Source organism: Actinomyces israelii (assembly GCF_030253495.1).
GTDB classification, from domain to species: domain Bacteria; phylum Actinomycetota; class Actinomycetes; order Actinomycetales; family Actinomycetaceae; genus Actinomyces; species Actinomyces israelii.
This window is the reverse complement of sequence record NZ_CP124548.1, coordinates 925,687-949,905: the sequence shown is the minus strand read 5'-3', so window position 1 is coordinate 949,905 and position 24,219 is coordinate 925,687. Positions and strand designations below refer to the sequence as shown.

The following is a 24,219-nucleotide window of genomic DNA, read 5'->3' as shown; positions in this document are numbered from 1 at the left end:
AGCCCAGGTGCAACCCCGGAGCGCGAAAAGCGGCGAGCCGCCAGACAGACGAGCACGGCGGCGCACCGCACTCTCCGGTGAGCCCGCCCAGAACTCAACGCAGATAAGAAAACCCGTGCCACATTTTTCGTGCCCACGAAAACATTTTCTGGAAACGTGAGGCATTTGCGACTAGGGTCACAATGAGTTTCTTGCACCGCCACCAATCGGAGCTCCTATGACCGCGCACATCCCCACGGCCCTCTCCCGCCGCGATATTCTCAGGCTCGCCGGCCTCGGCGTCGGCAGCGCCGCTGGACTGGGCCTGCTGGCCGCCTGCGGATCCAAGTCCCCCTCCACGGACTCGGCCACCCAGACCGTCACCGACATGACCGGCACCGAGGTGGAGGTCCCCCTCAACCCGACCGCCTACGCCGACGGCTGGTACGCCCACAACGAGGTCACCATCATGCTCACCGGCGCCGAGGGCCTCGTCGCCACGCACTGCGACCCCAAGAAGTTCCCCTGGATGTACAAGGTCTGCCCGAACATGTCCAAGGCGACCTCGACATTCGGCGACGACTTCAACTTCGAGGACCTGGTGGCCCTGGGCCCGCAGGTCATCTTCGACTCCAAGGATACGCTGCGCGACAAGGCCACCGAGGTCGGCATCCCGCTGGTCAGCTGCGCCTTCTCCACCTACGAGGAGATGAAGCAGTCGATCGCCCTGACCGCCCAGGTCTTCGGCGGGGACGCCCCTGGCATTGCCGAGAAGTACAACACCGAGCTGGACGACGTCGTCAACGCCGTCAAGGCGAAGACGGACAGTCTGGCCGACGCCGACCGCCCCACCGTCATGCACGGGAACAGCGTCTACACGACCAACCTCGACGGCACCGGCACCATTATCGACACCTGGATCGAGGCCGCGGGCGGAAGGAACGCCGTCGACTCGCCCACCAGCGACGCCAACGCCCAGTTCACCACGGAGCAGATCCTCTCCTGGAACCCCGACGTCATTATCACCGGCAAGGCGGGCGAGGTCGAGCAGATCCTGTCCGACTCGACATGGGCGAGCATCAAGGCCGTCCAGAACAAGAAGGTCTACGTCAACCCCAAGGGCGTCTTCGGCTGGGACCGCTACGGGGTCGAGGAGCTCCTCCAGGTGCAGTGGGCCTCTCACCTTCTTCACCCGGACCTCTTCGCCGACCTCGCAATCGAGCAGAAGGTCAAGGACTTCTACAGCACCTACCTCGGCTACGCGCTGACCGACGACGAGGTCTCCCTCATCCTGGCCGGCAAGGACCCCCAGTAGAAGGCGCCCGGCGCAAGCAGGCGGGGAATGGCGAGGGCGCGCACGGGATCACCGCCTCCGCCCGGGTCGGGCCGCCGGCCGGCGAGGTGACCGTCAGCCTCCCGTCCACGCCGTCGAGCCGCTCCGCCAGACCGGCCAGGCCGTGGCGTGCCTTGGCAGGGGCCGCTCCCCCGACGCCGTCGGCGACCGGACGGCAACCGCCCTGGTGCTGGGAGGCGCCGGCCCGCCGGCGGTCGGGCTCGTCGCACGCCTCCTGCGACATCTCCGAGCGCTCCGCGCCGCGAAGCCGGGCACCCGGTCACCCATCAACGACCGGCCGTGAGGACCGCGCCCAGGCCCGCCGCCAGGTCGTCGGCCCAGTGCGCGTGGCGGGGGCTCTGCTCGGCGAGGCTGAGGCAGTACAGGAGGTTGGGCAGGCGGTCGAGCAGCTCCCAGGCGTCGCGCCGAGCCAGAAGCCGCTGCGGGTCGGCGGTGCGGGCGTCGGCCTCCCAGGTCGGCCGGTTCCCGGAGCGCGGGCGCGCTTGTGGAACCGCACCTCTGTGAGCCCTCTCCGCGCCGAGGCGCCGGAGGCACCCGGCGTACTCAGACACGAAGGCGGCGATCTCGTGCCGTCCCATGGGCGCGTACCAGGGGCCGCCGACCACCCGCCCGCCGATGAGGGCGAGGTCCTTGGCCGGGTCGCCGGGACCCGCCCACTCGAAGTCGATGAACCGGGGCGTTCCGTCGGGGGCGAGGATAATGTTGGTCAGGACCGCGTCCCCGTGGATGAGCGGGTGGGTCGGGACGCCCTCGAAGGCAGGATCAAGGCGCTCGAGCGCCCGGCGCCAGGGATCCAGAAGGGGGACGACCCGCGGATCGCGGAGGGTGCGCGGGTGGTGCTCGCGCCACCAGGACAGGAGGGTCCACCCCTCCCGGGAGGCGGTCGGGACAGGAGCGGGCCCCGAGGCGCCGGCGTCCGGGAGCGCGGGGGCGGCGGCGCCGGGAGCCGCCAGGGCGAGGTGGAGCCTGGCGATCTGGGCCGCGAGCGCGCGAGCCGGACCCGGCCCCCAGTCCCGGGCCCGAAGGACACGGCCGGGCACGTGGGTGACGACCATGTAGGGGACGCCCAGGATGTTGTCGGTGCCGGTCTCCGCAGCGACAGCGCTCGCGCCCAGCCGGGCCGGGACGCGCTGGAGGACGGCGAGCTCCGCGGCCATGGGCCGGGGCATCTGGTGGGGCTCGCGCCGCGGAACGCGCACCACTCTCGCCGTCGAGCCCGAGCGGACCAGCCAGGCGGTGTAGCTCTCGCCGCTCCCGAGCGGCTCGACCTGGGCGGGGCCGGCCGGAACGCCCCGCAGACCACCGGCGTCGGCGGCGGCCCGGATGCGGCGGCCGAAGTCGACGCCGGGCGGGGCGGGGCCGCCGACCCGTTCGGGGCCTGGGAGCGCGGACGACGTCGAAGAGCTGCTCACGCCCTCATCTCACCATGCTCCCCGGCTGATCCCGCTTCACCGGCACGACCCGATCGCACGCATCGCCCCGCCGCCGGTTAGTATTCACGAGTCGGTCCCACCCCGATCGGCCTGCCGTCAGCGTTGGAGGTCCTCGTATGAATCCGTCCTCCCCAAAGCCGTCGTCGCAGGCGTACCCGGCATTGCAGCAGGCGGGCCCGTACGCGCCCGCGGCGGGCCCGCCGCGGCGGCGCAGACGGGTGTGGCTGATCGTCCTCGCAGTCCTGGTGACGGTCATCGGCCTCATGGCGGCGCTCTGCGAGTTTATGATCTGGGCCACATCCACGTACTCGGCCAAGCGCTCCATCGAGAACGCGAGAGCCGGCAGCTGCGTCACCAGCGTCCTGATATCCGACCCCGAGTCCTCCATCACCGACTGCAGCTCCGCCGACGCCGTCCACCGGGTGACGGGCCGTGCGGAAACCGCGACGGCGTGCGCGCTCTTCCCCGGGACCGACACCGTCTACGACACGGGCAAGGACTTCGTCTGCCTGGCCGAGACCGACACGGCCCCGGACACCGCCGTCAACAGCGTGAAGACCGGCGACTGCGTGACGCTGGAGGCGGTCACGGCCGTCTCGCAGAAGGCCGTCAAGACCGACTGCGCCGACGGGGGCGTCCACCCCGTGCTCGCCGTGCTCAACGACGTTGAGAAAGGGCCTTCCTCCGGTGAGGACCGGTTCGACTACTACTCCGGGCTCTGCGCCCGGGCCGGGGCGGCCGACGTCGGCCTCTTCTACTCCTGGCACATGCGCCGCCTGCCCTACAGCGGCAGGTACAGCGGCAGCCCGGCCTCCGACATCGTCCTGTGCCTGGGGCCGCAGCACTGAGCAGCACTGGGCCCCGTTCCCGACCACGCGACGAGAGCCCCCGCCCGCCCCGTCAGGCCCTGCCGCGAGCCGCGTCGCAGAGCTCGACGACGGTGCGCGCGAGGCGGGCCGGGGCCTCCCGGGCCGTGTCCGCCCGGAGGTCGGCCTCGGGCCAGGGCTCGTAGTCGCGCCGGAGCACGGCCCGCCAGTCGGGCAGGACCAGGCCGTCGATGTCGCTCACCCGCTGCTCGACACGACGGCGGTGCTCGGCCGCATCGGAGCAGACGAGCTCCACCCCGAGGAGGGCGGCGCCGGCGCCGGCCGCAGTCCGCGCCCACAGGCGCCGGGTGACTGGCAGGGGGTTGACGCACTCGACCAGGACGTCTCCCCCGGTGGGCAGGACATCGGCGGCCACAGCCGCGGCCGCCCAGTAGCCGGCTCCGCCGGGGGCCCCGGGCAGCATCTCCCCGCTGTCGCGCAGGGCCTGCTCGATGGAGTCCACGCGCAGCCAGGTCATGCGCCGCTCCCTCAGCAGGGCGCGGCACACGGCGGTCTTGCCGACGGCGGGCAGACCGCCGACCACCGCCAGCAGCGGCCGCAGTCCGCCTCCGCGGGCACCGGCGTCGGGAACCGTGCGCCCCGTGCTCGCAGCCGCCATCAGTACCCGGCCATCCGCTCCAGGCGGGCGATGCGCTGTTCCATGGGCGGGTGGGTGGAGAAGAGGTTGCGGACCCGCCCGAAGGGGTTGGCGATCATCATGGAGGACACGGGCTCCACCCGCGGGTCCCTGCCCATGGGCACGCGCGAGACGCCCGACTCCAGCTTGCTCAGGGCGCTGGCCAGGGCCAGCGGGTCCTGGGTGAGAACGGCCCCGTCGTGATCGGCGTCGTACTCCCGGGTGCGCGAGACGGCGAACTGGGTGACGCTGGCGGCCAGCGGGGCGAGCAGCACCATGAGGAGCAGGGCGAGGCCCGAGGCCCCGTCACGGTCCCGGTCGCGCCCCCCGCCGCCACCGAACCAGAGGAACATGGTGGCCGCCGAGGAGATGATCCCGGCGATGCCCGCGGCGATGGAGCCGGTGAGGATGTCTCGGTTGTAGACGTGGGACAGCTCGTGGCCCAGGACCCCGCGCAGCTCGCGCTCGTTGAGGAGCTGGAGGATGCCCTGGGTGCAGCACACGGCGGCGTGGGCCGGGTCGCGCCCGGTGGCGAAGGCGTTGGGGCTCATGGTCGGGGCCACGAACAGGCGCGGCATGGGCTGGCCGGCGGCCTCGGACAGCTCGTGCACGATCCGGTACATGGCCGGGGCCTGGGCCTCGGTGACCTCGATGGCGCCCATGGAGCGCACGGCGAGCCTGTCGGAGTTCCAGTAGGTGTAGGCGGTCTGGCTGACGCCGATCAGCGGCATGATGAACAGCCAGATCGACGACCCCGTGCCCTTGGCGAGCACCCAGCCGAACAGGAGGAGCAGGCTCCACAGGCCGCCCATGAGAACGGCGGTCTTGAGCCCGTTGTGGTGGTTGGCACCGGTCATGGCCGTAGTCTATGGACGCCGGCTGTGTGCGGGCTGAGTCGGTGCCGTCTTCCTGCTGCACGGCGGACGCGGCCGGACCGCCCGCGAGACGAGTGGCACCGAGTGCGGGGCGGAGCCGCGGTTCCCCTTCGTCGAGATCGGTTCACTTCCGGCTCGAAATCGGTTCGGGGCGCTCGCCGGGCGCCTGTGATGTCTCAGAAGATCGGTCGCCGGGTGCCACGACTCCTCAAAAGTCGGCCTCCGGGAGCTCTCGGAGCGTCGATGGGGACAGCCGCCCGCACCCTGTTGGAATCGATCGGCTCAGGACGGGGCGAGCCCGCCGCCCCGCCGTTCACGCGGCCTGGATCGGCGTGATCGCCTCGAGTGGTCAACGACCTCAGCCTCCTCAGGGCCGGCGTCGGTCCGCACGAAGCAGACCCTCCACCGGTCATTGATCCGGCACCATAGACGTTCGGTGTCATAGCCTGCGAACGACCTGATCGCACCGACAGGATGACCGACTTAACGCAACGCGTCAATAACGCCCAACGTTAGGCGAGCAGTGCGGCGGTGTCGGCCGCCTGAAGGCCCAGAGCCTCACCGACGCCGGCGGTGTACAGCGCGCCGGCGTGGGTGCTCAGGCCCCGGGCCAGGTCGGCCCGCGCCCGGCAGGCGCCGCGCCAGCCGTCGTCGGCCAGGGCGAGGGCGTAGGGCAGGGTGGCGTTGGTCAGCGCGTAGGTCGAGGTGTGCGGCACAGCGCCGGGCATATTGGCCACGCAGTAGAAGACGGTGCCGTCCACCTCGAAGGTCGGCGCGGAGTGGGTGGTGGGCCGGGAGTCCTCGAAGCAGCCGCCCTGGTCGATGGCGATGTCGACCAGCACGCTGCCCGGCCGCATGGACCGGACCGTCTCGCGCGTCACCAGGCGCGGGGCGCGGGCCCCGGGCACGAGGACGGCGCCGATGACCAGGTCGGCCCCGGCGCAGGCGCGGGCGACGTCGAGCTCGGTGGAGAAGCGGGTGCGGATGGCCCCGCCCGAGACCTCCTCGATGCGGCGCATGCGCACCGGGTCGACGTCGAAGACGGTGACGTCGGCCCCCATGCCCGCCGCGACCCGCGCGGCGGCCAGGCCGGCGGTGCCGCCGCCCAGGACGACGACGGCGCCGCGCCGCACGCCGGCCGCGCCTCCCAGCAGGACCCCGGCCCCGCCGCGGGGGCGCAGCAGGGCGTCCGCGCCCACCTGGGCGGCCAGGCGCCCGGCGATCTCGGACATGGGGGCCAGCAGCGGCAGTGCGCCCGAGGCCGTCGCCACGGTCTCGTAGGCGATGGAGGTGACCCGGCGGGCGAGGAGCGCCTCGGTCAGGGGCCGGTCCGCAGCCAGGTGCAGGTAGGTGAACAGGAGCAGGTCGGGGCGCAGCAGGGGGTACTCCTCGGCGATCGGTTCCTTGACCTTGAGGATCATCTCGGAGTCGGCCCACAGCGCCGGGACGTCGCCGGTGACGGCGGCGCCGGCTGCGACGTACTCCTCGTCGGGGATGGCGGCACCCTCACCGGCTCCCGCCTGGAGGGTCACGGCGTGCCCGCGCCGGGTGAGCGCATGGACGCCGGCCGGGGTGATGGCGACGCGGAACTCGTTGTCCTTGATCTCGGTGGGAACACCGATTCGCATGATTCTTCCTCCGTTGGACGTGGCGCGGGCCCGGTGGGCGCCGGCCGGGATCTGCGCGAGAGCCCGATCAGTTCTCCAGGCGGCCGGCGACGCGCTCGGGGACCCGGTCGTCCTCGGGCCGGCCGATGAGGTCGTCGGGGACCTCGGTGGAGCGGGAGATGGCGGTCATGGCGTCGCGGGAGACGACCTTGACGCGCTCGCGCGGCTTGGACGCGCCGCCGGTGACGACGACCTCGCCGTAGCCCTTGCCGAGCTCGCGCTCGTAGGCGTCCAGCAGCTCCCAGCCCTCCCAGCTGGTGAAGGGCACGCCGCGGGACTCCAGGAGGGAGATGAGGGCGTCGTGGCCGACCTGCTCCTCATCCTGGGTCTCGGCGTGCAGAAGGCCGGCCTTCGCGTCGGCCACGAGGTTGGCGATGGTCTCCTGGGCGTCGGACTTGGTCGATCCGATCAGCCCCACCGGGCCGCGCCGGATCCAGCCCGTGGCGTACAGGCCGGTCAGGGGCTCGCCGTCCTCGCCGAGGACGCGCCCGCCCTCGTTGGGCACGACGTGGCGCCCTGCGTCGAAGGGCAGGCCCTCGATGCTGCTGGAGGCGTAGCCGACGGCCCGGTAGACGGCCTGGACCGGCCAGTCGTGGAACTCCCCGGTGCCGGTGACGCTGCCGTCGCCGGTCAGGCGCGTGCGCTCGGTGCGCAGGGCCCGCACGTGACCGTCGTCGTCGGTGAGGACGGCCGCGGGCGCCTGGAAGAGGTGGATGTGGATGCGGTGGGAGGCGGTGAGGTCCTCGGGGTCCTGCATGGCGTAGCCCTCCAGGGTCTTGACCACCTGGCGCTGCTGGTTGGAGGCCTTGAGCGCCGCCTCGCTGCCGGCGTCGTACTCGAAGTCCTCCTCATCGACGACGACGTCGACGTCGGCCTGCTTGCCGAGCTCGCGCAGCTCCAGGGGGGTGAACTTGACCTGGGCGGGGCCGCGGCGGCCGAAGACGTGAACGTCGGTGACCGGGGAGTCCTTGAGGGTGGCGGCGACGTTGGCCGGGATCTCGGTGGTCATGAGGTCGTCGGCGTGCTTGGCCAGGACGCGCGAGATGTCCAGGGCCACGTTGCCGACTCCGATGACGGCGACCTCCTTGGCGCTCAGGTCCCAGGTGCGCGGGTGGTCGGGGTGTCCGTCGTACCAGGAGACGAAGTCAGCGCCGCCGTAGCACTCGGGGGCGTCCACGCCGGGGATGTCCAGGGGGGCGTCGGTGTCCGCCCCGGTGGAGAAGACGAGGGCGTCGTAGTGCTCGTGGAGCTCGGCCACGGAGATGTCGCGGCCGACCTCCACGTTGCCGATCAGGCGGATGTCGCCGCGCTGGAGGATCTTGTAGAGGGCCACGATGATCTGCTTGATGCGCGGGTGGTCGGGGGCCACGCCGTAGCGCACCAGGCCGTAGGGGGCGGGCAGGCGCTCGAACAGGTCGATACAGACCTCCATGCCCGACTTCGAGAGGATGTCCGAGGCGTAGATGCCCGCTGGACCGGCTCCAATGACGGCGACACTGAGAGGACGTGCGTTCACTGCTCTTTCGTTTCTGTCAGCGATGGGATGAGGTGGGGCGGGCCGAGGTCGAACGACGCCGGCTACCGCCCGCGCCAGTCTAGGCGGCACGGGCGCCGTGTCCTCATGGCGTCGGACACATGCTCTCTGCCGGTTGGGCCCTGCCGACGACGACGGCGCGAGCGCCGGCCGGACGCGCGCTCTGGACACCCTCGATGAGGACACGGAGCACGACTGGCCGATCGACGTCGTACCGGGACGCGCTGTGCGCAGCGCCGACGGCGGCCCGCACGGCGCCGGCGGCGGGGAGGACAATGGGTCCGTCCAGCCCCGGGTCCCGCCCACGAGCACAGGAGCAGGCATTATGCGCCGTCGCACCCTTCTCATCGCCGCAGCCGCCGGCGCAGCAGCCGCGGCTCCGCCCGCGCTGACCGCCTGCTCGCCGAGCCGGTTCACCAAGAAGCCCAGTCACCCGGCCCCGACGCCGCCGCCCGATGTCGACGCCCTCCCCTCCGCCTTCGACGACAAGGCCGTGTGGCCGGGCGTCTGGACCAGGAAGACCCTCACCGCCGCCCGCGACCGCTACCTGTGCGGCGCCACCGTGGCGCACGAGGCGGAGAAGGCCTTCACGCGGGGCTGGTGCCCCGTCGTCGTCGACGTCTCCGGGCCCACCACCCGCGCGGTGCTCCTGGGCGAGGACGGCGCCTGGACCACCCAGGAGGTCGAGCCGGTCGCCCACCGCGACGAGAACGACCGGACGGCCGCTGCGAGCACGATCGCGCTCGGCCCCGCCCTTATCGACGCCGAGCACGCCTATCTCGTCGTCGGCGCCTTCCCCCCGTCCTCAACGGACCCGGCCGGCAGCGCGGGCACCGAGGTCATCCAGGCGGGAACAACCTGCCCGGTGACCGCGCTCAAGGTCCGGCTGGCCGACGGCGCCGTCGCGGCCTCGGCGACCGTCAGCGAGCGGTTCCTCGCCAGAAGTGTCGCACGCATCCACCTGTCCTTCTCCGCCGACCGCGACGCCCTCCTCATGGCGGGCAACAATCTGGCCGGCAACGACAGCGTCGACGCCGATTACATCGGGCTGCGCCTGAGCGCCGAGGACCTGTCCGTCCAGCTCGACGCGCACTCCGTCCTCGACATCAGGCCCCCCGCCAACGTCTTCTCCCACGGCCAGGCGATCAGCGCGGGAAGAACGACTGTGTTCCTGGCCGACGGCGCGCAGGAGGACAACCGCAACCACCCGGTCCTGGTGAGGGACGGCTGGTACTACTACAAGGAGACCCTGAGCCCCGTAGGCTCCGGCTCCATCATCACCCGCGGCTGCGCGCGGAACCTGGCCTCCGGCGAGACCGTCGTGCTGGACGACGGCGCAATCGAGGACGTGAGGCTGCTCGGCTGGCCCTCCGTCGCCTCGGACCAGCAGGAGATCATCAGGCTTCTGGAGCGCGAGAGCATGGATCCTTTCACCGCCCGCCGTCCCGGCGCCCCCTCCCCCGTCCTGACATGGACGAAGGAGGAACGGACGCTGCCGCAGGGGGCGGGCGTCCTCGGCGACGTCCTCTACACCACGTACTACCTCGACGACTCCACCCGATCGGGATCGCACCGCCTTGAGCTCACCTCACTGGGCACGGGCGAGACGATCGCCGAGACGGATGAGAGGACAGGCATGTCGGGCGTGAACGTCGTCACCCCCTGGGGGCTCGCCGTCGATCACAGCTTCTTCGCCGCCACCTCCTGGCTCGGCTCCTGAGCGCCCCCCTCTTTTTCGTCGAGGTCTGTGAAAAGGGGCTCAGGCGGCCCGGTCCACGAGCAGTCGCGCGAACTGCTCCATGCCCTCGCGCACGAGCGCCACGCGCCGAGCCGCGTCGGCCAGGGCCGCCTCCCGCTCGGCCCCGCCCGCTCCTGCGGCGTCCAGGCGCTCGCGCGTCCCGGCCAGCACGGCGCCCTCCAGGCCCGCGAGCGCGCCCACCGCCTCCCGGGCCCAGGTCATGGCCATCTCCCGCGTACGGGCCAGCACCGGGTGCAGGCGCAGCCGGGCGACGATGTCGGCGAGCACGGCGTCGTCGGCAAGGTTCCCGGTCGACAGCCGCGAGAGGATCGCCTGCCCGGCGGCGTCGAGCTCGCCCGCGGCCAGGGCCTTGCGCAGCAGGAGCACCGGCATGGTGTCCACGCCCTCGCGCAGGTCCGTCCCCGGGGTCTTGCCGGTGGTCTCGGAGTCGCCGGCGAGGTCGATGACGTCGTCGGCCAGCTGGAAGGCGACGCCGATCTTCTCGCCGAACTCCTCCACGACGCCCTCGGTGGCGGCACCGGCGCGGGTCAGCATGGCGCCGTAGCGGGCCGACACGGCGATCAGGGAGCCGGTCTTGTCGGCCAGGACCTGGATGTAGTGGTCGACGGGGTCGGTGCCGGCCGGGCGGGGCAGGGTCTCGTGGAGCTGGCCCATGCACAGGCGCTCGAAGGTCTTGGCGTGGGCGAGCACCGCCCGCGGCCCGAGCGCCGCGACGAGCTGGGAGGCGCGCGCCACCAGCACGTCGCCGGTGAGGATGGCGGCCGAGTTGCCCCATACGGTCTGGGCGCTGGGGGCTCCGCGGCGCAGGGGCGCCTCGTCCATGACGTCGTCGTGGTAGAGGGTGGCGATGTGGGTGAGCTCGACGGCGACCCCGGCGTCGAGCACCTGCTCCCCCGCCGCCAGGGCGGTGTCGCCGAGCTGGGCGGTCAGGAGGGTCAGGACCGGCCGCAGCCGCTTGCCCCCGGCCTCGGCCAGGTGGGAGGTGGGCGGGTTGATGGTCTCGTCAGCGTTGGAGACGACCTCCAGCAGACGCGCCTCGACGGCGTCGAGGGCCGGGGTGATCCGGCCCTCGAGCTGCGGGGCGTTCAAGGGCAGCGATCCGATCACGGCAGGAGCATAGCGGCGCGGCCCAGGAGCGTGAGCACGACCTGCGGCAGCACGCCGAGCGCCACCGTGACGAAGACCGCCACGGTGATGGCGGCGCCCGACGGGCCCATCGACCCCACGACGACCACCCGGCCCTGCTCGGGCTCGCGGAAGAACATGAGGACCACCAGGCGCATGTAGAAGAACGCGGTGATGGCCGAGGAGACGACCGCGGCGATCACCAGCCACAGGGCGCCGCCGCTGATACCGGCGACGAACAGCTCGAACTTGGCGATGAAGCCCGCCGTCAGCGGGACGCCCGCGAAGGACAGCAGGAACACCGTCATGGCGCCGGCGAGCCACGGGCTGCGCCGCCCCAGGCCCGCGAAGGCCTCGAGGTCGGTGGCCTCGGCGCCCGCCGCGCCGTCGCGGCCCGCGCGCACCAGGGTGACGACGCCGAATGCGCCCACGGTGGCCGCGCCGTAGGCGAGGGCGTAGAGCAGCAGAGCGCTGATGGCGACCCCGTTGAGGGCGATGATGCCGATGAGCATGTAGCCGGCGTGCGCGATCGCCGAGTAGGCGAGCATGCGCTTGACGTCGCTCTGGACGACGCCGACGACGGTGCCCACCGCCATGGTCAGGATGGCGACGGTCCACAGGAACGGGGCCATGTCCCACCCGAAGGCGCCACCGACCAGGTAGTAGAAGCGCACGAGGGCCAGGAAGGCGGTGGCCTTGACCCCAGCGGCCATGAAGCCGGTGACCGGGGTGGGCGCGCCCTGGTAGACGTCGGGGCTCCAGGCGTGGAAGGGCGCGGCGGCGGTCTTGAACAGCAGGCCCACGGTCACCAGGGCCACGCCCGCCAGGCCGAGCCAGTCCATGTCGAGCACGCCGCCGGCCGCGAGCGCGCCGGCCACCGAGGTGTAGGACACCGAGCCGGACAGCCCGTACAGGAAGGCCGAGCCCAGCAGGAGGAAGGCCGAGGCGAAGGCTCCCAGCACGAAGTACTTCAGCGCCGCCTCCTGGCTCAGCAGCCGGCGGTGGCGGGCGGTGGCCGCCATGATGTACAGCGGCAGCGAGACCAGCTCGAGCACCACGAACAGGGCGATGAAGTTGTTGACCATGGGGAAGAGCATCATGCCGGCCAGGGAGAACAGCATGAGCGGGAAGACCTCGGTGGCCGTCCAGCCGTGGTGGAGGGACTCGGTCTCCTCCGCGCTGCCGGGGCGGTCGGCGGCCTGGGCGGCGAAGGCCCCGTCGCCGGCGGTGGTGCGGTCGGCCATGACCAGCACGGACAGCAGCCCGATGAGGAGCATAATGCCCTGCGCGGCCACCGCGAAGGGGTCCTCGCTGATCCCCGAGGCCAGCACGCGCCCCGACGGCGAGACCTGGCCCGTGCCGGGGTCCTGCGGGAGGACCTGCTCCCAGCGCAGCACGAAGGCGACGCCGGAGCCGAGGATGGCCAGCACGGACAGGCCCGCCTGCACCGGCAGCCGCCCCCTGCGCGGCACGAAGGCCTCGATGAGGACGCCGAGCACGCCGGCCCCCAGGATGATGAGAACCGGGGCGAGGCCCGCCCACTCAATAGTCGGAACGGTGAAGCTCACTTGCTGGTCCCTTCCGTGACGGTGGGGGCGGGGTGCGCGCTCGCGTCGGCCGGGGCCGCCTGGCCCGACAGGGCTGACAGGGCGGCCGGCCGATCGGGGCCCGTGCTCGTGGCGGCCGCCGTCTGCTCGGCGACGCCGTCGAGAATGTCGGTGAGCACGCCCGGGACCAGGCCCAGGGCGAGCATCGCGGCGATGACGGGCACCAGGACGAGCCTCTCGCGCGCGTCCAGGTCGGCGCCGCCGACGCGCTCGGGCGCGGGCGCCCCGGTGAAGACGCGCTGGTAGGGCAGGAGCACGTAGACGGCGGCGATGACCACGCCGGCCACGGCGACGACGCCGAGGGGGACGGACCGGGAGAAGGCGCCGGTGAGCACCATCCACTCCGGGACGAATCCGCTCAGGCCCGGCAGGGCGATGGAGGCCAGGCCGGAGACCAGGAAGGTGCCGGCCACCAGCGGCATCACCCGGGCCATGCCGCCGAGCTCGCTGATGGCGACCGTGCCGGTGCGCCGGGCGAGGAAGCCGGTGGTGAGGTAGAGGCCGGCGATGGACAGCCCGTGGGCGACCATGTAGACCATGGCGCCGGTGGCGGCGACCCGGCTGCCGATGAAGATGCCCAGCACCATGAAGCCGAAGTGGCTGATCGAGGTGTAGGAGATGAGCCGGTAGAGGTTGTCCTGGCCGATGGCGGCCAGTCCCCCGTAGATGATCCCGACGACGGCCGCCACGAGCAGGACCGGGGCGGCCCAGGCGGACGCCTCGGGGAAGAGCGGCAGGACCAGGGCGATCATGCCGTAGGTGCCGATCTTGTCCAGGACGCCGATCAGGAGGACCGAGGTGCCCGGGGTGGCCTGCTCGGCGGTGTCGGGCAGCCAGGTGTGCAACGGCACCATCGGGGCCTTGATGGCGAAGGCGACCATGAAGGACGCGAAGATCCAGCGGGCCGCCGCCGGCGGGGCGGTGACGGCCCCGGCCATGGACTCGATGAGGTAGCCGGTCGGGGTGTGCGGGCCGTAGAAGTACAGGGCGACCACGCCGATGAGCATGACCAGCCCGCCGGCCAGCGAGTACAGGAGGAACTTCAGGGCGGCGCGCCGGCGGTCCGGCCCGCCGAAGCGGCCGATGAGGAAGTACACCGGGATGAGCATGGCCTCGAAGCACACGTAGAACAGGAAGACGTCGCGGGCGCTGAAGATGACGACCATGAAGGCCTCCAGCACCAGCACCAGCGCCGTGAAGGCGCCCTGGCGGTCGGCGGCCACCTCGCCCCAGCTGGCGAGCAGGACCACCGGCACGAGGAAGGCGGCCAGCAGCAGCATGGCCAGGCCGAGGCCGTTGACGCCCAGGGCCCAGGAGACGCCCAGGACGGGGATCCACGGGCGGGTCTCGGCGAGCTGGACGGTGGCGGCGCGGCCCGTGTCGAACAGGGTCAGCGCCCAGACGCCGACGCCGAGCGCGCCCAGGGAGAAGACGAGGCCGACAGCGCGCGCCAGGGCGCGCAGCGGGGGCAGGAGCCACAGGAGCAGCGCCCCGGCGAGCGGGACGAGCACCATGACGGTCAGCACGGGGGCCGGACCGGGGACGGATGCGGTAATGGGCGGCATGTGGTCGTGTCCTCTCAGAACCTGCTGGCCAGGACGGCGATGAGGGCGAGCACGGTCCCGGCGAGCATGTAGCCGGCGTAGGAGCGCACGTACCCGTTCTCGGTGCGGCGCACGAGCCGCCCGGCCCCGGCGGCGCCCTTGGCGAGGCCCTCGACGGCGCCGTCCACGACGTAGCGGTCCGAGACGGTGGCGGCGGTGACCAGGCCCTGCCCCGGGCGCATGGCCAGGCCCTCGTTGATGGCGTCCTGGTACATGTCGCGGCGCGCGGCCCGCACCAGGGCGCTGCCGGTCTGCACGACGGTGGGCACGGGGCGGCGGGCGTACACGAGCCAGGCGACGAGGACTCCTGTGAGGACCAGGGCGAGGGTGGCGCCCATAATGACCGTGGCCGGCAGCACGGGCTCGCCGTGCTCGACGTGCCCGGTGACGGGCTCCAGCCAGGTGACGAAGGCGTCGTTCATGGACAGCAGGCCGCCCAGGCCGAGCGAGAAGACCGACAGGATGATCAGCGGGGCCGTCATGAGCCACCCCGACTCGTGGGGGTGGACGGCGCCCTCGATGTCCTTGTCGGTGGTCCAGCGGGCGCGCCCGTGGAAGATCATGAAGAACAGGCGGGACATGTAGAAGGCGGTCAGGCCCGCCCCCAGCAGCGCGACCGTGCCGAGGACCCAGGGCCGGGCGCCCTCGCCGGTGAAGGCGGCCTCGATGATCCTGTCCTTGGACCAGAAGCCGGACAGGGGCGGGATCCCGAGGATGGCGAGCCAGCCGACGCCCATGGTGACCCAGGTGACCCTCATGACCCGCGCCAGGGCGCCGAAGCGGCGCATGTCGACCTGGTCTCCCATGGCGTGCATGACGCTCCCGGCGCCCAGGAAGAGCTGGGCCTTGAAGAAGCCGTGGGTCAGCAGGTGGAAGATGGCGAAGGCGTAGCCGATGGGGCCCAGGCCGGCCCCCAGCATCATGTAGCCGATCTGGCTCATGGTGGAGGCGGCCAGGACCTTCTTCATGTCGTCCTTGGCGGACCCGATGACGGCCCCCAGCACCAGGGTGATGGCGCCGACGACGGCGACGGCCAGCTGGGCGCCCGGGGCGCCCTGGAAGACGGCGCCGGAGCGCACCATGAGGTAGACGCCGGCGGTCACCATGGTGGCGGCGTGGATGAGGGCGGACACCGGCGTGGGGCCGGCCATGGCGTCGCCCAGCCACGCCTGGAGGGGGAACTGGGCGGACTTGCCGCAGGCGGCCAGCAGGAGGAAGAAGCCGATGGCGGTCAGCCAGCCGGTGGACAGCGCGCCGTACTGGGCGGCGGGCAGCACGGAGATGAAGGAGACCGAGCCGACCTGGGAGACCATGGCCATCATGGCCAGCAGGAGGCCGACGTCGCCGACGCGGTTCATGATGAAGGCCTTCTTGGCGGCCGTCGCGTTCTGCCGGCTGGTGAAGCGCACCGCCTGCGGGGCGTCGGCGTCGGCGGTGTTCCAGAAGCCGATGAGCAGGTAGGAGGCCAGCCCCACGCCCTCCCAGCCGACGAACAGGACGATGTAGGAGTCGCCCAGCACGAGGGTGAGCATGGCGGCGATGAACAGGTTCAGGTAGGCGAAGAAGCGGCGGCGGTCCCGGTCGTGGGCCATGTAGGCCACCGAGTAGACGTGGATGAGGAAGCCGACGAAGGTCACCAGCGCCACGAAGGTCAGCGACAGCGGGTCGATGCGCAGGCCGATGCGCACCTCCAGGTCCCCGGCGCCGAACCAGCGCCACAGGCTGACGACCATGGTGCGCTCGGCGGGAGGCAGGCCGAGGACCTGGGCGAGGATGCCCAGGCCCAGGCAGGCGCTGGCCAGGGAGGCGAGCAGGCCCAGCAGGTGGCCCCAGCGGTCACAGGCGCGTCCGGCCAGCAGGAGGATGGCGGCGCCGGCCGCGGGCACGGCGATCAGCAGCCAGGCCAGGGAGGCCAGGCCCGTGGCGGGGCCGACCAGGGGGGCGGGGGGCACGGCGGAGGCCGCAGGCGCGGCAGCGGGGGCCAGGGCGCCGGCGAGCACGAGAGACGGTGCGGTCATGGCGGCGGCCCCCTCAGTTCTTGAGCAGGTTCTCGTCGTCGACCGACGTGGACCTGCGGGTGCGGAAGATGGACACGACAATGCTCAGGCCCACGACCACCTCGGCGGCCGCGACGACCATGACGAAGAAGGCGAAGACCTGTCCGTTGAGGTTGCCGTGGACGCGGGAGAAGGTCACCAGGACCAGGTTGACGGCGTTGAGCATGAGCTCGACCCCCATCAGCTCGATAATGGCGTTGCGCCGCAGGAGCACCGTGAGTGCCCCGAGGGTGAAGAGCACCCCGGCGAGCACGATGTAGGCGGTGACGGGAACACTCACTTCTTCTGCTCCTCCTTCTGCCTGGGGCCCGCCTCGGAGGGGCCGGGCGGCTGCTGCCCTCCCGGCCCCCCGGCCGGCTTGTCGGCCGGCTCCGCGGCGGGCTCGGTCAGCGGGTCGACGGCGACGGGCTGGTCGACGGCCGGGGCGGCCGCACCGGGCATGGCGGGCATGCCGGAGAGCCCGACGGCGGCGTCCTCGCGGGCGGTGATGGTGCCGGCGCGCTGGGCGGCCCCCATCTCCGGGGAGACCTCGGACAGCTCCAGGGCCTGGTCGCGCACGCGCAGCACGCGCGGGACCGACTCCTCCAGGGCCTCGCCGTCGGCGGCCAGGGCCGGTGCGGCGGCGGCGTTGGTGGCGGCGTAGACGCCGGGCATGGGCTTCTGGCCGGGGTGGGCGCCCTTGTCGGCGAAGGCCCGCATCCTGGCCTCCATCCGGGCGCGCTGGGTCGGGCGGGGCCGGATGCGCTGGCGGTGCGTCAGCGTCAGGGCGCCGACGGCGGCGATAATGAGCAGGACGCCGGTCAGCTCCATGGTGACGACGTGGCCGCCGAACAGCACCAGTGCGAGCTCGGAGGGGGCCGAGGGGAGTGTCGCGGCCCCGCCGCCGTCGGTGGACACCGGCACGACGGAGCGCCACACGACGACCGCCAGGATGACGGCCAGGACGGCGCCCAGGGCGGCGACGCCCCACTTGCCGGCCGGCGAGCCGGCGGTGCCCACCGGCTCCTCGCCGCCGACGCCGACCATCATGATGACGAACAGGACGAGCGTCATGACGGCGCCGGTGTAGACGACGATCTGGGTGACGCCCAGGAAGGGCGCGTCGCCGGCGATGTAGAGGACCGCCAGGCAGATCATGATGCCGATCATGTTGACGGCGGCGGACACCGCGCGCCTGGCGGTCAGCAGGCCGAGGCCGCAGGTGACGGCGACCAGGGCGACCACGGCGAACAGGATCGTCTCCCCGGCCGAGATGGTGCCGTCCGCACCCAGGGAGGCGGGCACGAGCGCGGGCCGGACGGGCAGAGCGGGCAGCGCAGGCAGCACAGGCAGCACGGTCGGGGCGGTCATGAGTGCACCGCCTCCCTGGCGGGGCTCGGGGCGGGGGCCGGCCGCGCCGAGGCCAGGGTCGGCTCGTCGGGGCGGTGCTCGCGGACCCAGTCGACCTGCGCCTGGGTGACGCCGGTGACCTCGCCGCGGTAGTAGTCGGAGTCCTCGGTCCCCTCGACCATGGGGTGGGGGGCCGCCACCGCCCCGTCGGGCACGGGGGCGAGCAGGTCCTGCTTCTCGTAGATCAGGCCGGTGCGGGTCGGCCCGACCAACTCGTCGATCTCGTGGGTCATGGTCAGGGCGCGCGTCGGGCAGGCCTCGATGCACATGCCGCAGAAGATGCAGCGCAGGTAGTTGATCTGGTAGACGCGGCCGTAGCGCTCGCCGGGCGAGTACTGGGCGCCGGGGGCGTTGGAGGCCGCCTCGACGTAGATGGCGTCGGCCGGGCAGGCCCAGGCGCACAGCTCGCAGCCGATGCACTTCTCCAGGCCGTCGTCGTAGCGGTTGAGCTGGTGGCGCCCGTGGTAGCGCGGCATGAGGACCGGCGCCTCGAAGGGGTAGAGCTCGGTGACGGTGGGCCGGAATATCGAGGAGATGGTCACGCCGTAGCCGGCCACCGGGGCGAAGAATCGGCCCACGGGGCCGGGAAGGTCGCGCAGCCACTGGTTGTGGTCAGCGGTGCTGCCGGCACCGCCGGCACCGCCGGGGCCGTCGGGGCTCGGCCGCCCTCCCGGGGCGCGGAAGGCGTCGGGGTTCTGGTCAGTCATCGGTTCCCTCCTGGACGGTGTCGCCGGAGTCGGGGGTGGACTGGAGGCCGAGGGCCGCGAGGCCGCCGACGTCCGCGGAGCCCGCATCATCAGCACCGCCGACGGCAAGCATCACAGAGCTGACAGAGCTGACAGAGCTGGCGGCATCGGTGCGGACGGGCGCCTGGGCCCGCTGGGCGCGGCGCACGCGCGGGGAGACGGGCAGCTGCTGGCCGGGCAGCGGCGGGACGGGGTAGCCGCCCGCGAAGGCGTCGAGCTCCTCCCCCGGGGCGGTCACGCCGCCGGCGCCACGGGCCGGCCCGTCGTCCTCGGACTCGGGCAGGATGAGGAGCACGAGCATGGCGACCAGGAAGACGGCCGCCAGGGCGATGAGCAGCCCGGCGGGCGAGCCGGTGAAGAAGGCGCGGTACCCCTGGAGGGCGGCCACCAGGACGAACCATCCCAGCGAGACGGGGATGAGGAACTTCCACCCCAGCTTCATGAAGTGGTCGTAGCGGATGCGCACCAGGGTGCCGCGGGTCCAGATCATGAAGAACATGACGGCCCAGACCTTGCCGATGAACCACAGCATGGGCCACCACCCGGAGTTCGCGCCCGGCCAGAAGGAGGCGATCACGAAGGAGCGCCAGCCCCCCAGGAACAGGGTCACGCACATGGCCGAGACATTGAACATGTTGATGTACTCGCCCAGGAAGTACCAGGCGAACTTCATCGAGGAGTACTCGACCATGTGGCCGGCGACGAGCTCGCCCTCCGCCTCGGGCAGGTCGAAGGGCAGGCGGTTGACCTCGCCGATCATGGAGACCACGTAGATGAGGAAGCTCGGCACCATGGCCAGGCCCCACCACAGGCGCTGCTGGGAGGAGACGATGCCGGAGGTGGACATGGTCCCCGAGGCGAGGAAGACGGTGAGGATCGACAGGCTCATGCTCAGCTCGTAGGAGATGACCTGCGCGGCCGAGCGCACCGCCCCGAAGAGCGGGTAGGTGGAGTGGGTCGACCAGCCTCCCAGGATAATGCCGTAGACGCCGAAGGCGGTGATCGCCAGGACGTAGAGGACCGCGACGGGGAAGTCGGTCAGCTGCAGGGGCGTGGAGTGGCCGAGGATGCTCACCTGCGGCCCGAAGGGGATGACCGCGTAGATCATGAAGGCGCTGAACGCCGCGATGACCGGGGCGAGGAGGTAGACGAGCTTCTCCGCGCCCCCCAGCCAGAAGTCCTCCTTCATAATGAGCTTGGCGGCGTCGGCGACCAGCTGGGGGATGCCCAGGAAGCCGTTGACGTTCGGCCCGGGGCGCGTCTGCATGCGTCCCAGGACGCGCCGCTCCGCCCAGATCGCCAGGATGACGTTGACGATGAGGAAGGCGACGATGAAGACCGCCTTGATGAGGGTCAGCCACCAGGTCTCGGCGGAGAAGTCGGCGGTCACACCGCCCTCGGCGCCGGAGGCCGTCGCCGGAGCCGTCGTCGGGACGAGGTGCAGAAGAGCCATGGTGCTGGTGGTGCTCACCGGGCCACCTCCGTGCTGCTCGGGGTGCGGATCAGGGCGCTGGTCGGGGTGCTGGGCAGGGTGCCGGTCGGGGCGAGGGACAGGCGGACCCGGGAGCCGTGGCCGGCGCGGAGCGTCTGGCGGACCGTGGAGCCGGGCGAGCACTCGGGCAGCCAGACGGTGCCCGGGGCGACCCGGCCCGCGACCACCGCGGGCAGCGTGACGGCGCCGGCCGCGGTGGCGACCTCGACGCTCTCCCCGCCGCTCAGGCCCAGCCGGGCGGCGAGGTCGGCGGCGACGCGGGCGACCGGGCGCATGGCGGTGGCGGCGAGGAACGCCTCGCCGTCCTGGAGCCGGCCGGCATCGAGCATGGGCTTGTGCGTGGCCAGGACGGCGTCCAGGCCGGTCACTGTCGAGCGGCCGGAGCGGCCCGCCCGGCCCTCGGCGGGCGCGGTACCGGCCGCACCGGCCCCGGCGTCGACCGGGGAGGCGGCGGAAGGCTCGATGAAGACGACCCCGCCGCGCGCCCCGCCCCACAGGCCGAGGCCGGCGATCTGGGCGTGGAGGGCCCCCAGGTCGTCCGCGCCCAGGTCCTCGCCCATCTCGGCGGCGAGCATCCCCAGGACCTGGCGGTCGGTGCGGGCGTGCGAGACGTGGGCCTGGCCGAAGGGGCGCACGCGCCCCTCCCAGTTGACGAAGGTGCCGTTCTTCTCCTCGGCGGGGGCGACCGGCAGGACGACGTCGGCGCGCTCGGTGACCTCGCTGCGGCGCACCTCGAGCTGGACGGTGAAGCGGGAGGCCGCCAGGGCCGTCCGGGCCAGGGCGGGGTCCGGGAAGTCGCGCGGGTCGATGCCGCCGGCCACCAGGCCGCCGAGGCCGCCGTCGGCCAGCGCCGCCAGGATCCGGGTCGCGTCGCGGCCGGGCGCGTCGGGCAGGGGGGCGTGGGCGTGGACCCCGGCGGGGTCGATGCCCCAGACGTCCTGGACCTGGCGGCGGGCGCCGTCGTCGGCGACGGGGCGGCCGCCGGGCAGGAGGAAGGGCAGCAGGCCCGCCTCGATGCCGCCGCGCTCGCCGGCGCGGCGCGGCACCCAGGCCAGGCGGGCCCCGGTGGCGGTGGCCAGGGTGTCGACGGTGGTCAGCAGCCCCGGCACGGCGGCGGCGCGCTCGCCCACCAGGATGGTGGCGCCCTCGGCCTTGAGCGCCTCGACGACGTCGGGGTGGGTCTGGGAGAGCAGGGCGATGGCGCGCGCCTCCTGGCCGGGGACGGTCAGGACGGTGGTGGCGCCGAGCTTGCGCGAGCCGTTGGTGACCAGCGGGGCGATGGCGGCCACGCGCACGCCGCCGGCGCGCACGCCCTTGCGCAGACGCAGGAACAGGGAGCCGCACTCGTCCTCGGGCTCCAGGGCCACCAGGAGGACCTGACCGGCGCTCTCCAGGGAGGAGTAGGTCACGGCGCCCATCCCCGTGCCCGCGACCCGGGCGCCCAGGAAGAGGTCCTCCTCCTCGCTGTGGTCGCGCACGCGCTGGTCGATGTCGTTGGTGCCCAGCACCTGGCGGGCGAAGCGGGACCAGGCCCAGCCGTCCTCCAGGGTGGTGCGGGCCCCGGGCAGCAGGCCGACGCCGCCGGCCTCCCGCGCCGCGGCCAGGCCCCGGGCGGCGACGTCGAGGGCGTCGGACCAGCTGGTGGGCACCAGCTCGCCGTCCTCGTCGCGCACCAGCGGGACGCGCAGGCGGTCGGGCTGGGAGGACCAGGCGAAGCCGAAGCGGTCCTTGTCGGTGATCCACTCCTCGTTGACCTCGGGGTCGCTGCCGGCCAGGCGCCGCAGGACCACGCCGCGGCGCATGTCGACCCTGATGGCGGAGCCGGAGGCGTCGTGCTCGGTGACCGAGTCGGTGGACACCAGGTCCACGGGGCGGGCCCGGAAGCGGTAGCGGGCGGACGTGAGGGCCCCCACGGGGCAGATCTGGATGATGTTGCCCGAGAAGTAGGAGGCGAAGGGGCGGCCCGAGACGTCGAGGTCCTCGCGGCCCGCCAGGTCACCGGGTCCGTAGACGGAGCCGTCGACGGCGCCGGGCTGCCCGCCCGGCCCGGCCAGGTCGGCCTCGGGGGCGAGGTAGGCCCCGCCGCGGATGGTCTCGGTGGCCAGGCCCGCCACGCCCTCGGGGTCGAAGAAGTCCAGGACGGTGGAGTCGTAGCGGCCGATCTGCTCGGAGTACAGGCCCCCGGTGATCTCGCCGCCGACGTGCCCGGCGCCGCGCCCCTGCAGGGCGATGAAGGGGTCGCCGGCGACCTGGTCGGCGAAGCGCACGCAGCGCTGGCACAGGATGCAGCGGTCGCGGTCCAGCAGGATGTTGCCGGTCAGGCGCAGGGGCTTGGGGAAGGTGCGCTTGACGTCGGTGAAGCGCGTGGCGCTCTGGGCGCCGGAGGCCATGAGCTCCAGGGCCTGGTTCTGCAGGGGGCACTCCCCGCCCTTGTCGCACACCGGGCAGTCCAGGGGGTGGTTGATCAGGAGGAACTCCATGGTGCCGGCCTGCGCCCTGGCGGCGACCTCGCTGGTGGCCTGGGTGGAGATCTCCATGCCCTCCATGGCGGTCATGGCGCACGAGGGCTGCGGCTTGGGCATGGGGCGGACCACGCCGTCGCGCCCGGGCATGGCCACCTCCACCAGGCACTGGCGGCAGTTGGCCGACGGCGCCAGCAGCGGGTGGTCGCAGAAGCGCGGGATGCGCACCCCGATCTTCTCGGCGGCACGGATGAGGAGCGTGCCCTTGGCAACCTCGACGGGGACGCCGTCGATCGTCATGTGGACCGTGTCAGTCATGTCTCACCGTGCGCTTTCAACGATTGCCGAGGCCGCGTAGGGGAAGAGCTCGTCGGCCGCGGAGGTGTACCCGGCCTCGAACTCGGCCCTGAACCGCTTGATGCCGGACAGGACCGGGGTGGCGGAGGCGTCACCGAGGGCGCAGAAGGAGCGGCCGGCGATGTTGGAGGCGATGGACTCCAGCTTCTCGACGTCCCCGGGCAGGCCCCGCCCGGCCTCCAGGCGCGCCATGATCTGGCGCATCCAGTAGGTGCCCTCCCGGCAGGGCGTGCACTTGCCGCAGGACTCGTGCTGGTAGAACTCGGTCCACCGGGCCACCACGCGCACCACGGAGACCGTCTCGTCGAAGACCTGGAGCGCGCGGGTGCCCAGCATGGAGCCGGCCGCCCCGACCGACTCGTAGTCCAGGGGGACGTCGAGCTCCTCGGGGCCGAAGATCGGGGTGGACGAGCCCCCCGGGACCCAGAACTTGAGCCGGTGTCCGGCGCGGACGCCGCCGGCCAGGTCGATGAGCTCGCGCATGGTGATGCCGAAGGGCGCCTCGAGCTGGCCGGGGTGGGCCACGTGCCCGGACACGGAGAAGATGCCGTGGCCCTTGGAGCGCTCGGTGCCCATGGATGAGTACCACTCGGGGCCGCGGGCGAGGATCCCCGGCAGGGAGGCGATGGTCTCGACGTTGTTGATGACCGTCGGGCGGGCGTACAGGCCCTGGGCCGCCGGGAAGGGGGGCTTGAGGCGCGGGTGGCCGCGGCGGCCCTCCAGGGAGTCCAGCAGCGCGGTCTCCTCCCCGCAGATGTAGGCGCCGGCCCCGGCGTGCGCGGTGATGGCGAGCGGCTGGGCGCCGTCCTGGCCGAAGCCGGTCTCCAGGTACCCGGCCTCGCGGGCCTCGCGCACGGCGGCCAGCAGGCGGCGGTAGACGTGGGCGACCTCGCCGCGCAGGTAGACGAAGGCGTGGTCGCAGCCGATGGCCCGCGAGCAGATCGCCACGCCCTCGACGAGGGCCTGCGGGTTGGCCATGATCGTCGGGATGTCCTTGCAGGTGCCCGGCTCGGACTCGTCGGCGTTGACCACCAGGTAGCGGGCCCCGCCGTCGGGGGCGGGCAGGAAGGACCACTTCAGGCCGGTGGGGAAGCCGGCGCCGCCGCGGCCGCGCAGGTTGGAGGCCTTGACCAGGGCGACGAGCTCGTCCTGGCTCATCGTCTTGGCCCGCCTCAGGCCCCGGTAGCCGCCGTGGGCGAGGTAGGCCTTCAGGGTCCAGGAGCGGTCCCTGTCCCACATGTCGGTGACGGCGGGGGTGAGGGTGCCCGGCGCAGTG

The 24,219-nt window shown here is 72.6% G+C and carries 18 protein-coding genes; 3 read left to right on the top strand and 15 right to left on the bottom strand.

The annotated features are described in order from the left end of the window. The first annotated feature begins 217 nt into the window (after positions 1-217). On the top strand, positions 218-1,294 hold the full coding sequence (locus AIF0345_RS03840) for an ABC transporter substrate-binding protein (RefSeq protein WP_043562406.1): 1,077 nt from the start codon (positions 218-220) through the stop codon (positions 1,292-1,294). 305 nt (positions 1,295-1,599) lie between these two features. On the opposite strand, the gene AIF0345_RS03830 is transcribed toward AIF0345_RS03840, so the two are convergent. After that, the gene (locus tag AIF0345_RS03830) at positions 1,600-2,745 is read right to left on the bottom strand and encodes a phosphotransferase family protein (protein WP_285297265.1); all 1,146 of its coding nucleotides are present in this window, start codon (positions 2,743-2,745) and stop codon (positions 1,600-1,602) included. Between the two features lie 137 nt (positions 2,746-2,882). Here AIF0345_RS03830 and AIF0345_RS03825 point away from each other — a divergent pair, with 137 nt between their 5' ends. Beyond that, positions 2,883-3,614, top strand: a complete 732-nt coding sequence (locus AIF0345_RS03825) for an LppU/SCO3897 family protein (protein WP_285297264.1) — start codon at positions 2,883-2,885, stop codon at positions 3,612-3,614. A 52-nt stretch (positions 3,615-3,666) separates the two neighbouring features. Here the strand turns inward: AIF0345_RS03825 and AIF0345_RS03820 are convergent, their stop codons facing one another. The 4 genes from AIF0345_RS03820 to AIF0345_RS03805 all read right to left on the bottom strand — a co-directional run bounded on the left by AIF0345_RS03820 (position 3,667) and on the right by AIF0345_RS03805 (position 8,327). Beyond that, a complete protein-coding gene (locus AIF0345_RS03820; protein ID WP_268917587.1) occupies positions 3,667-4,251 on the bottom strand; it encodes an AAA family ATPase in 585 nt (194 codons plus the stop codon). Continuing rightward, positions 4,251-5,126, bottom strand: a complete 876-nt coding sequence (gene htpX, locus AIF0345_RS03815; RefSeq protein WP_268917586.1) for a zinc metalloprotease HtpX — start codon at positions 5,124-5,126, stop codon at positions 4,251-4,253. Before htpX ends, AIF0345_RS03820 begins: the two co-directional genes overlap by 1 nt. A 530-nt stretch (positions 5,127-5,656) precedes the next feature. Beyond that, positions 5,657-6,772: an alanine dehydrogenase gene (gene ald / locus AIF0345_RS03810; protein WP_268917585.1), complete on the bottom strand. Its 1,116-nt coding sequence runs from the start codon at positions 6,770-6,772 to the stop codon at positions 5,657-5,659. A 67-nt stretch (positions 6,773-6,839) separates the two neighbouring features. Continuing rightward, positions 6,840-8,327: an FAD-dependent oxidoreductase gene (locus tag AIF0345_RS03805; RefSeq protein ID WP_285297262.1), complete on the bottom strand. Its 1,488-nt coding sequence runs from the start codon at positions 8,325-8,327 to the stop codon at positions 6,840-6,842. Positions 8,328-8,460: 133 nt separating this feature from the next. Between AIF0345_RS03805 and AIF0345_RS03800 the strand changes: the two genes are divergently transcribed. Then, positions 8,461-10,065 (top strand): hypothetical protein, encoded by a 1,605-nt coding sequence (locus tag AIF0345_RS03800; RefSeq protein WP_285297260.1) that lies wholly within the window; start codon positions 8,461-8,463, stop codon positions 10,063-10,065. 39 nt (positions 10,066-10,104) lie between these two features. On the opposite strand, the gene AIF0345_RS03795 is transcribed toward AIF0345_RS03800, so the two are convergent. Genes AIF0345_RS03795 through nuoF form a run of 10 tightly spaced genes read right to left on the bottom strand, consistent with a single transcriptional unit; the run spans position 10,105 to position 24,182 of the window. Further along, positions 10,105-11,211, bottom strand: a complete 1,107-nt coding sequence (locus tag AIF0345_RS03795; protein ID WP_285297258.1) for a polyprenyl synthetase family protein — start codon at positions 11,209-11,211, stop codon at positions 10,105-10,107. Continuing rightward, complete coding sequence (gene nuoN / locus AIF0345_RS03790; RefSeq protein WP_285297256.1) at positions 11,208-12,797, bottom strand: NADH-quinone oxidoreductase subunit NuoN; 1,590 nt, start codon at positions 12,795-12,797, stop codon at positions 11,208-11,210. The genes AIF0345_RS03795 and nuoN overlap by 4 nt, the downstream gene beginning before the upstream one ends. Then, on the bottom strand, positions 12,794-14,401 hold the full coding sequence (locus AIF0345_RS03785) for an NADH-quinone oxidoreductase subunit M (protein WP_285297255.1): 1,608 nt from the start codon (positions 14,399-14,401) through the stop codon (positions 12,794-12,796). The genes nuoN and AIF0345_RS03785 overlap by 4 nt, the downstream gene beginning before the upstream one ends. A 14-nt stretch (positions 14,402-14,415) precedes the next feature. Beyond that, positions 14,416-16,458 (bottom strand): NADH-quinone oxidoreductase subunit L, encoded by a 2,043-nt coding sequence (gene nuoL, locus AIF0345_RS03780; RefSeq protein WP_268917579.1) that lies wholly within the window; start codon positions 16,456-16,458, stop codon positions 14,416-14,418. Between the two features lie 13 nt (positions 16,459-16,471). Next, entirely contained in the window at positions 16,472-16,777 is a 306-nt protein-coding gene (nuoK, locus tag AIF0345_RS03775) for an NADH-quinone oxidoreductase subunit NuoK (RefSeq protein ID WP_043562422.1), read from the bottom strand. Next, a complete protein-coding gene (locus AIF0345_RS03770; RefSeq protein WP_285297253.1) occupies positions 16,774-17,847 on the bottom strand; it encodes an NADH-quinone oxidoreductase subunit J in 1,074 nt (357 codons plus the stop codon). Before AIF0345_RS03770 ends, nuoK begins: the two co-directional genes overlap by 4 nt. Continuing rightward, complete coding sequence (nuoI, locus tag AIF0345_RS03765) at positions 17,844-18,593, bottom strand: NADH-quinone oxidoreductase subunit NuoI (RefSeq protein WP_285297251.1); 750 nt, start codon at positions 18,591-18,593, stop codon at positions 17,844-17,846. The genes AIF0345_RS03770 and nuoI overlap by 4 nt, the downstream gene beginning before the upstream one ends. Next, positions 18,586-20,085, bottom strand: a complete 1,500-nt coding sequence (gene nuoH / locus AIF0345_RS03760; protein ID WP_285297887.1) for an NADH-quinone oxidoreductase subunit NuoH — start codon at positions 20,083-20,085, stop codon at positions 18,586-18,588. Before nuoH ends, nuoI begins: the two co-directional genes overlap by 8 nt. A 14-nt stretch (positions 20,086-20,099) precedes the next feature. After that, the gene (locus AIF0345_RS03755; RefSeq protein WP_285297250.1) at positions 20,100-22,904 is read right to left on the bottom strand and encodes an NADH-quinone oxidoreductase subunit G; all 2,805 of its coding nucleotides are present in this window, start codon (positions 22,902-22,904) and stop codon (positions 20,100-20,102) included. Between the two features lie 3 nt (positions 22,905-22,907). Next, complete coding sequence (gene nuoF, locus AIF0345_RS03750) at positions 22,908-24,182, bottom strand: NADH-quinone oxidoreductase subunit NuoF (protein WP_285297886.1); 1,275 nt, start codon at positions 24,180-24,182, stop codon at positions 22,908-22,910. Between the last annotated feature and the right edge of the window lie 37 nt (positions 24,183-24,219).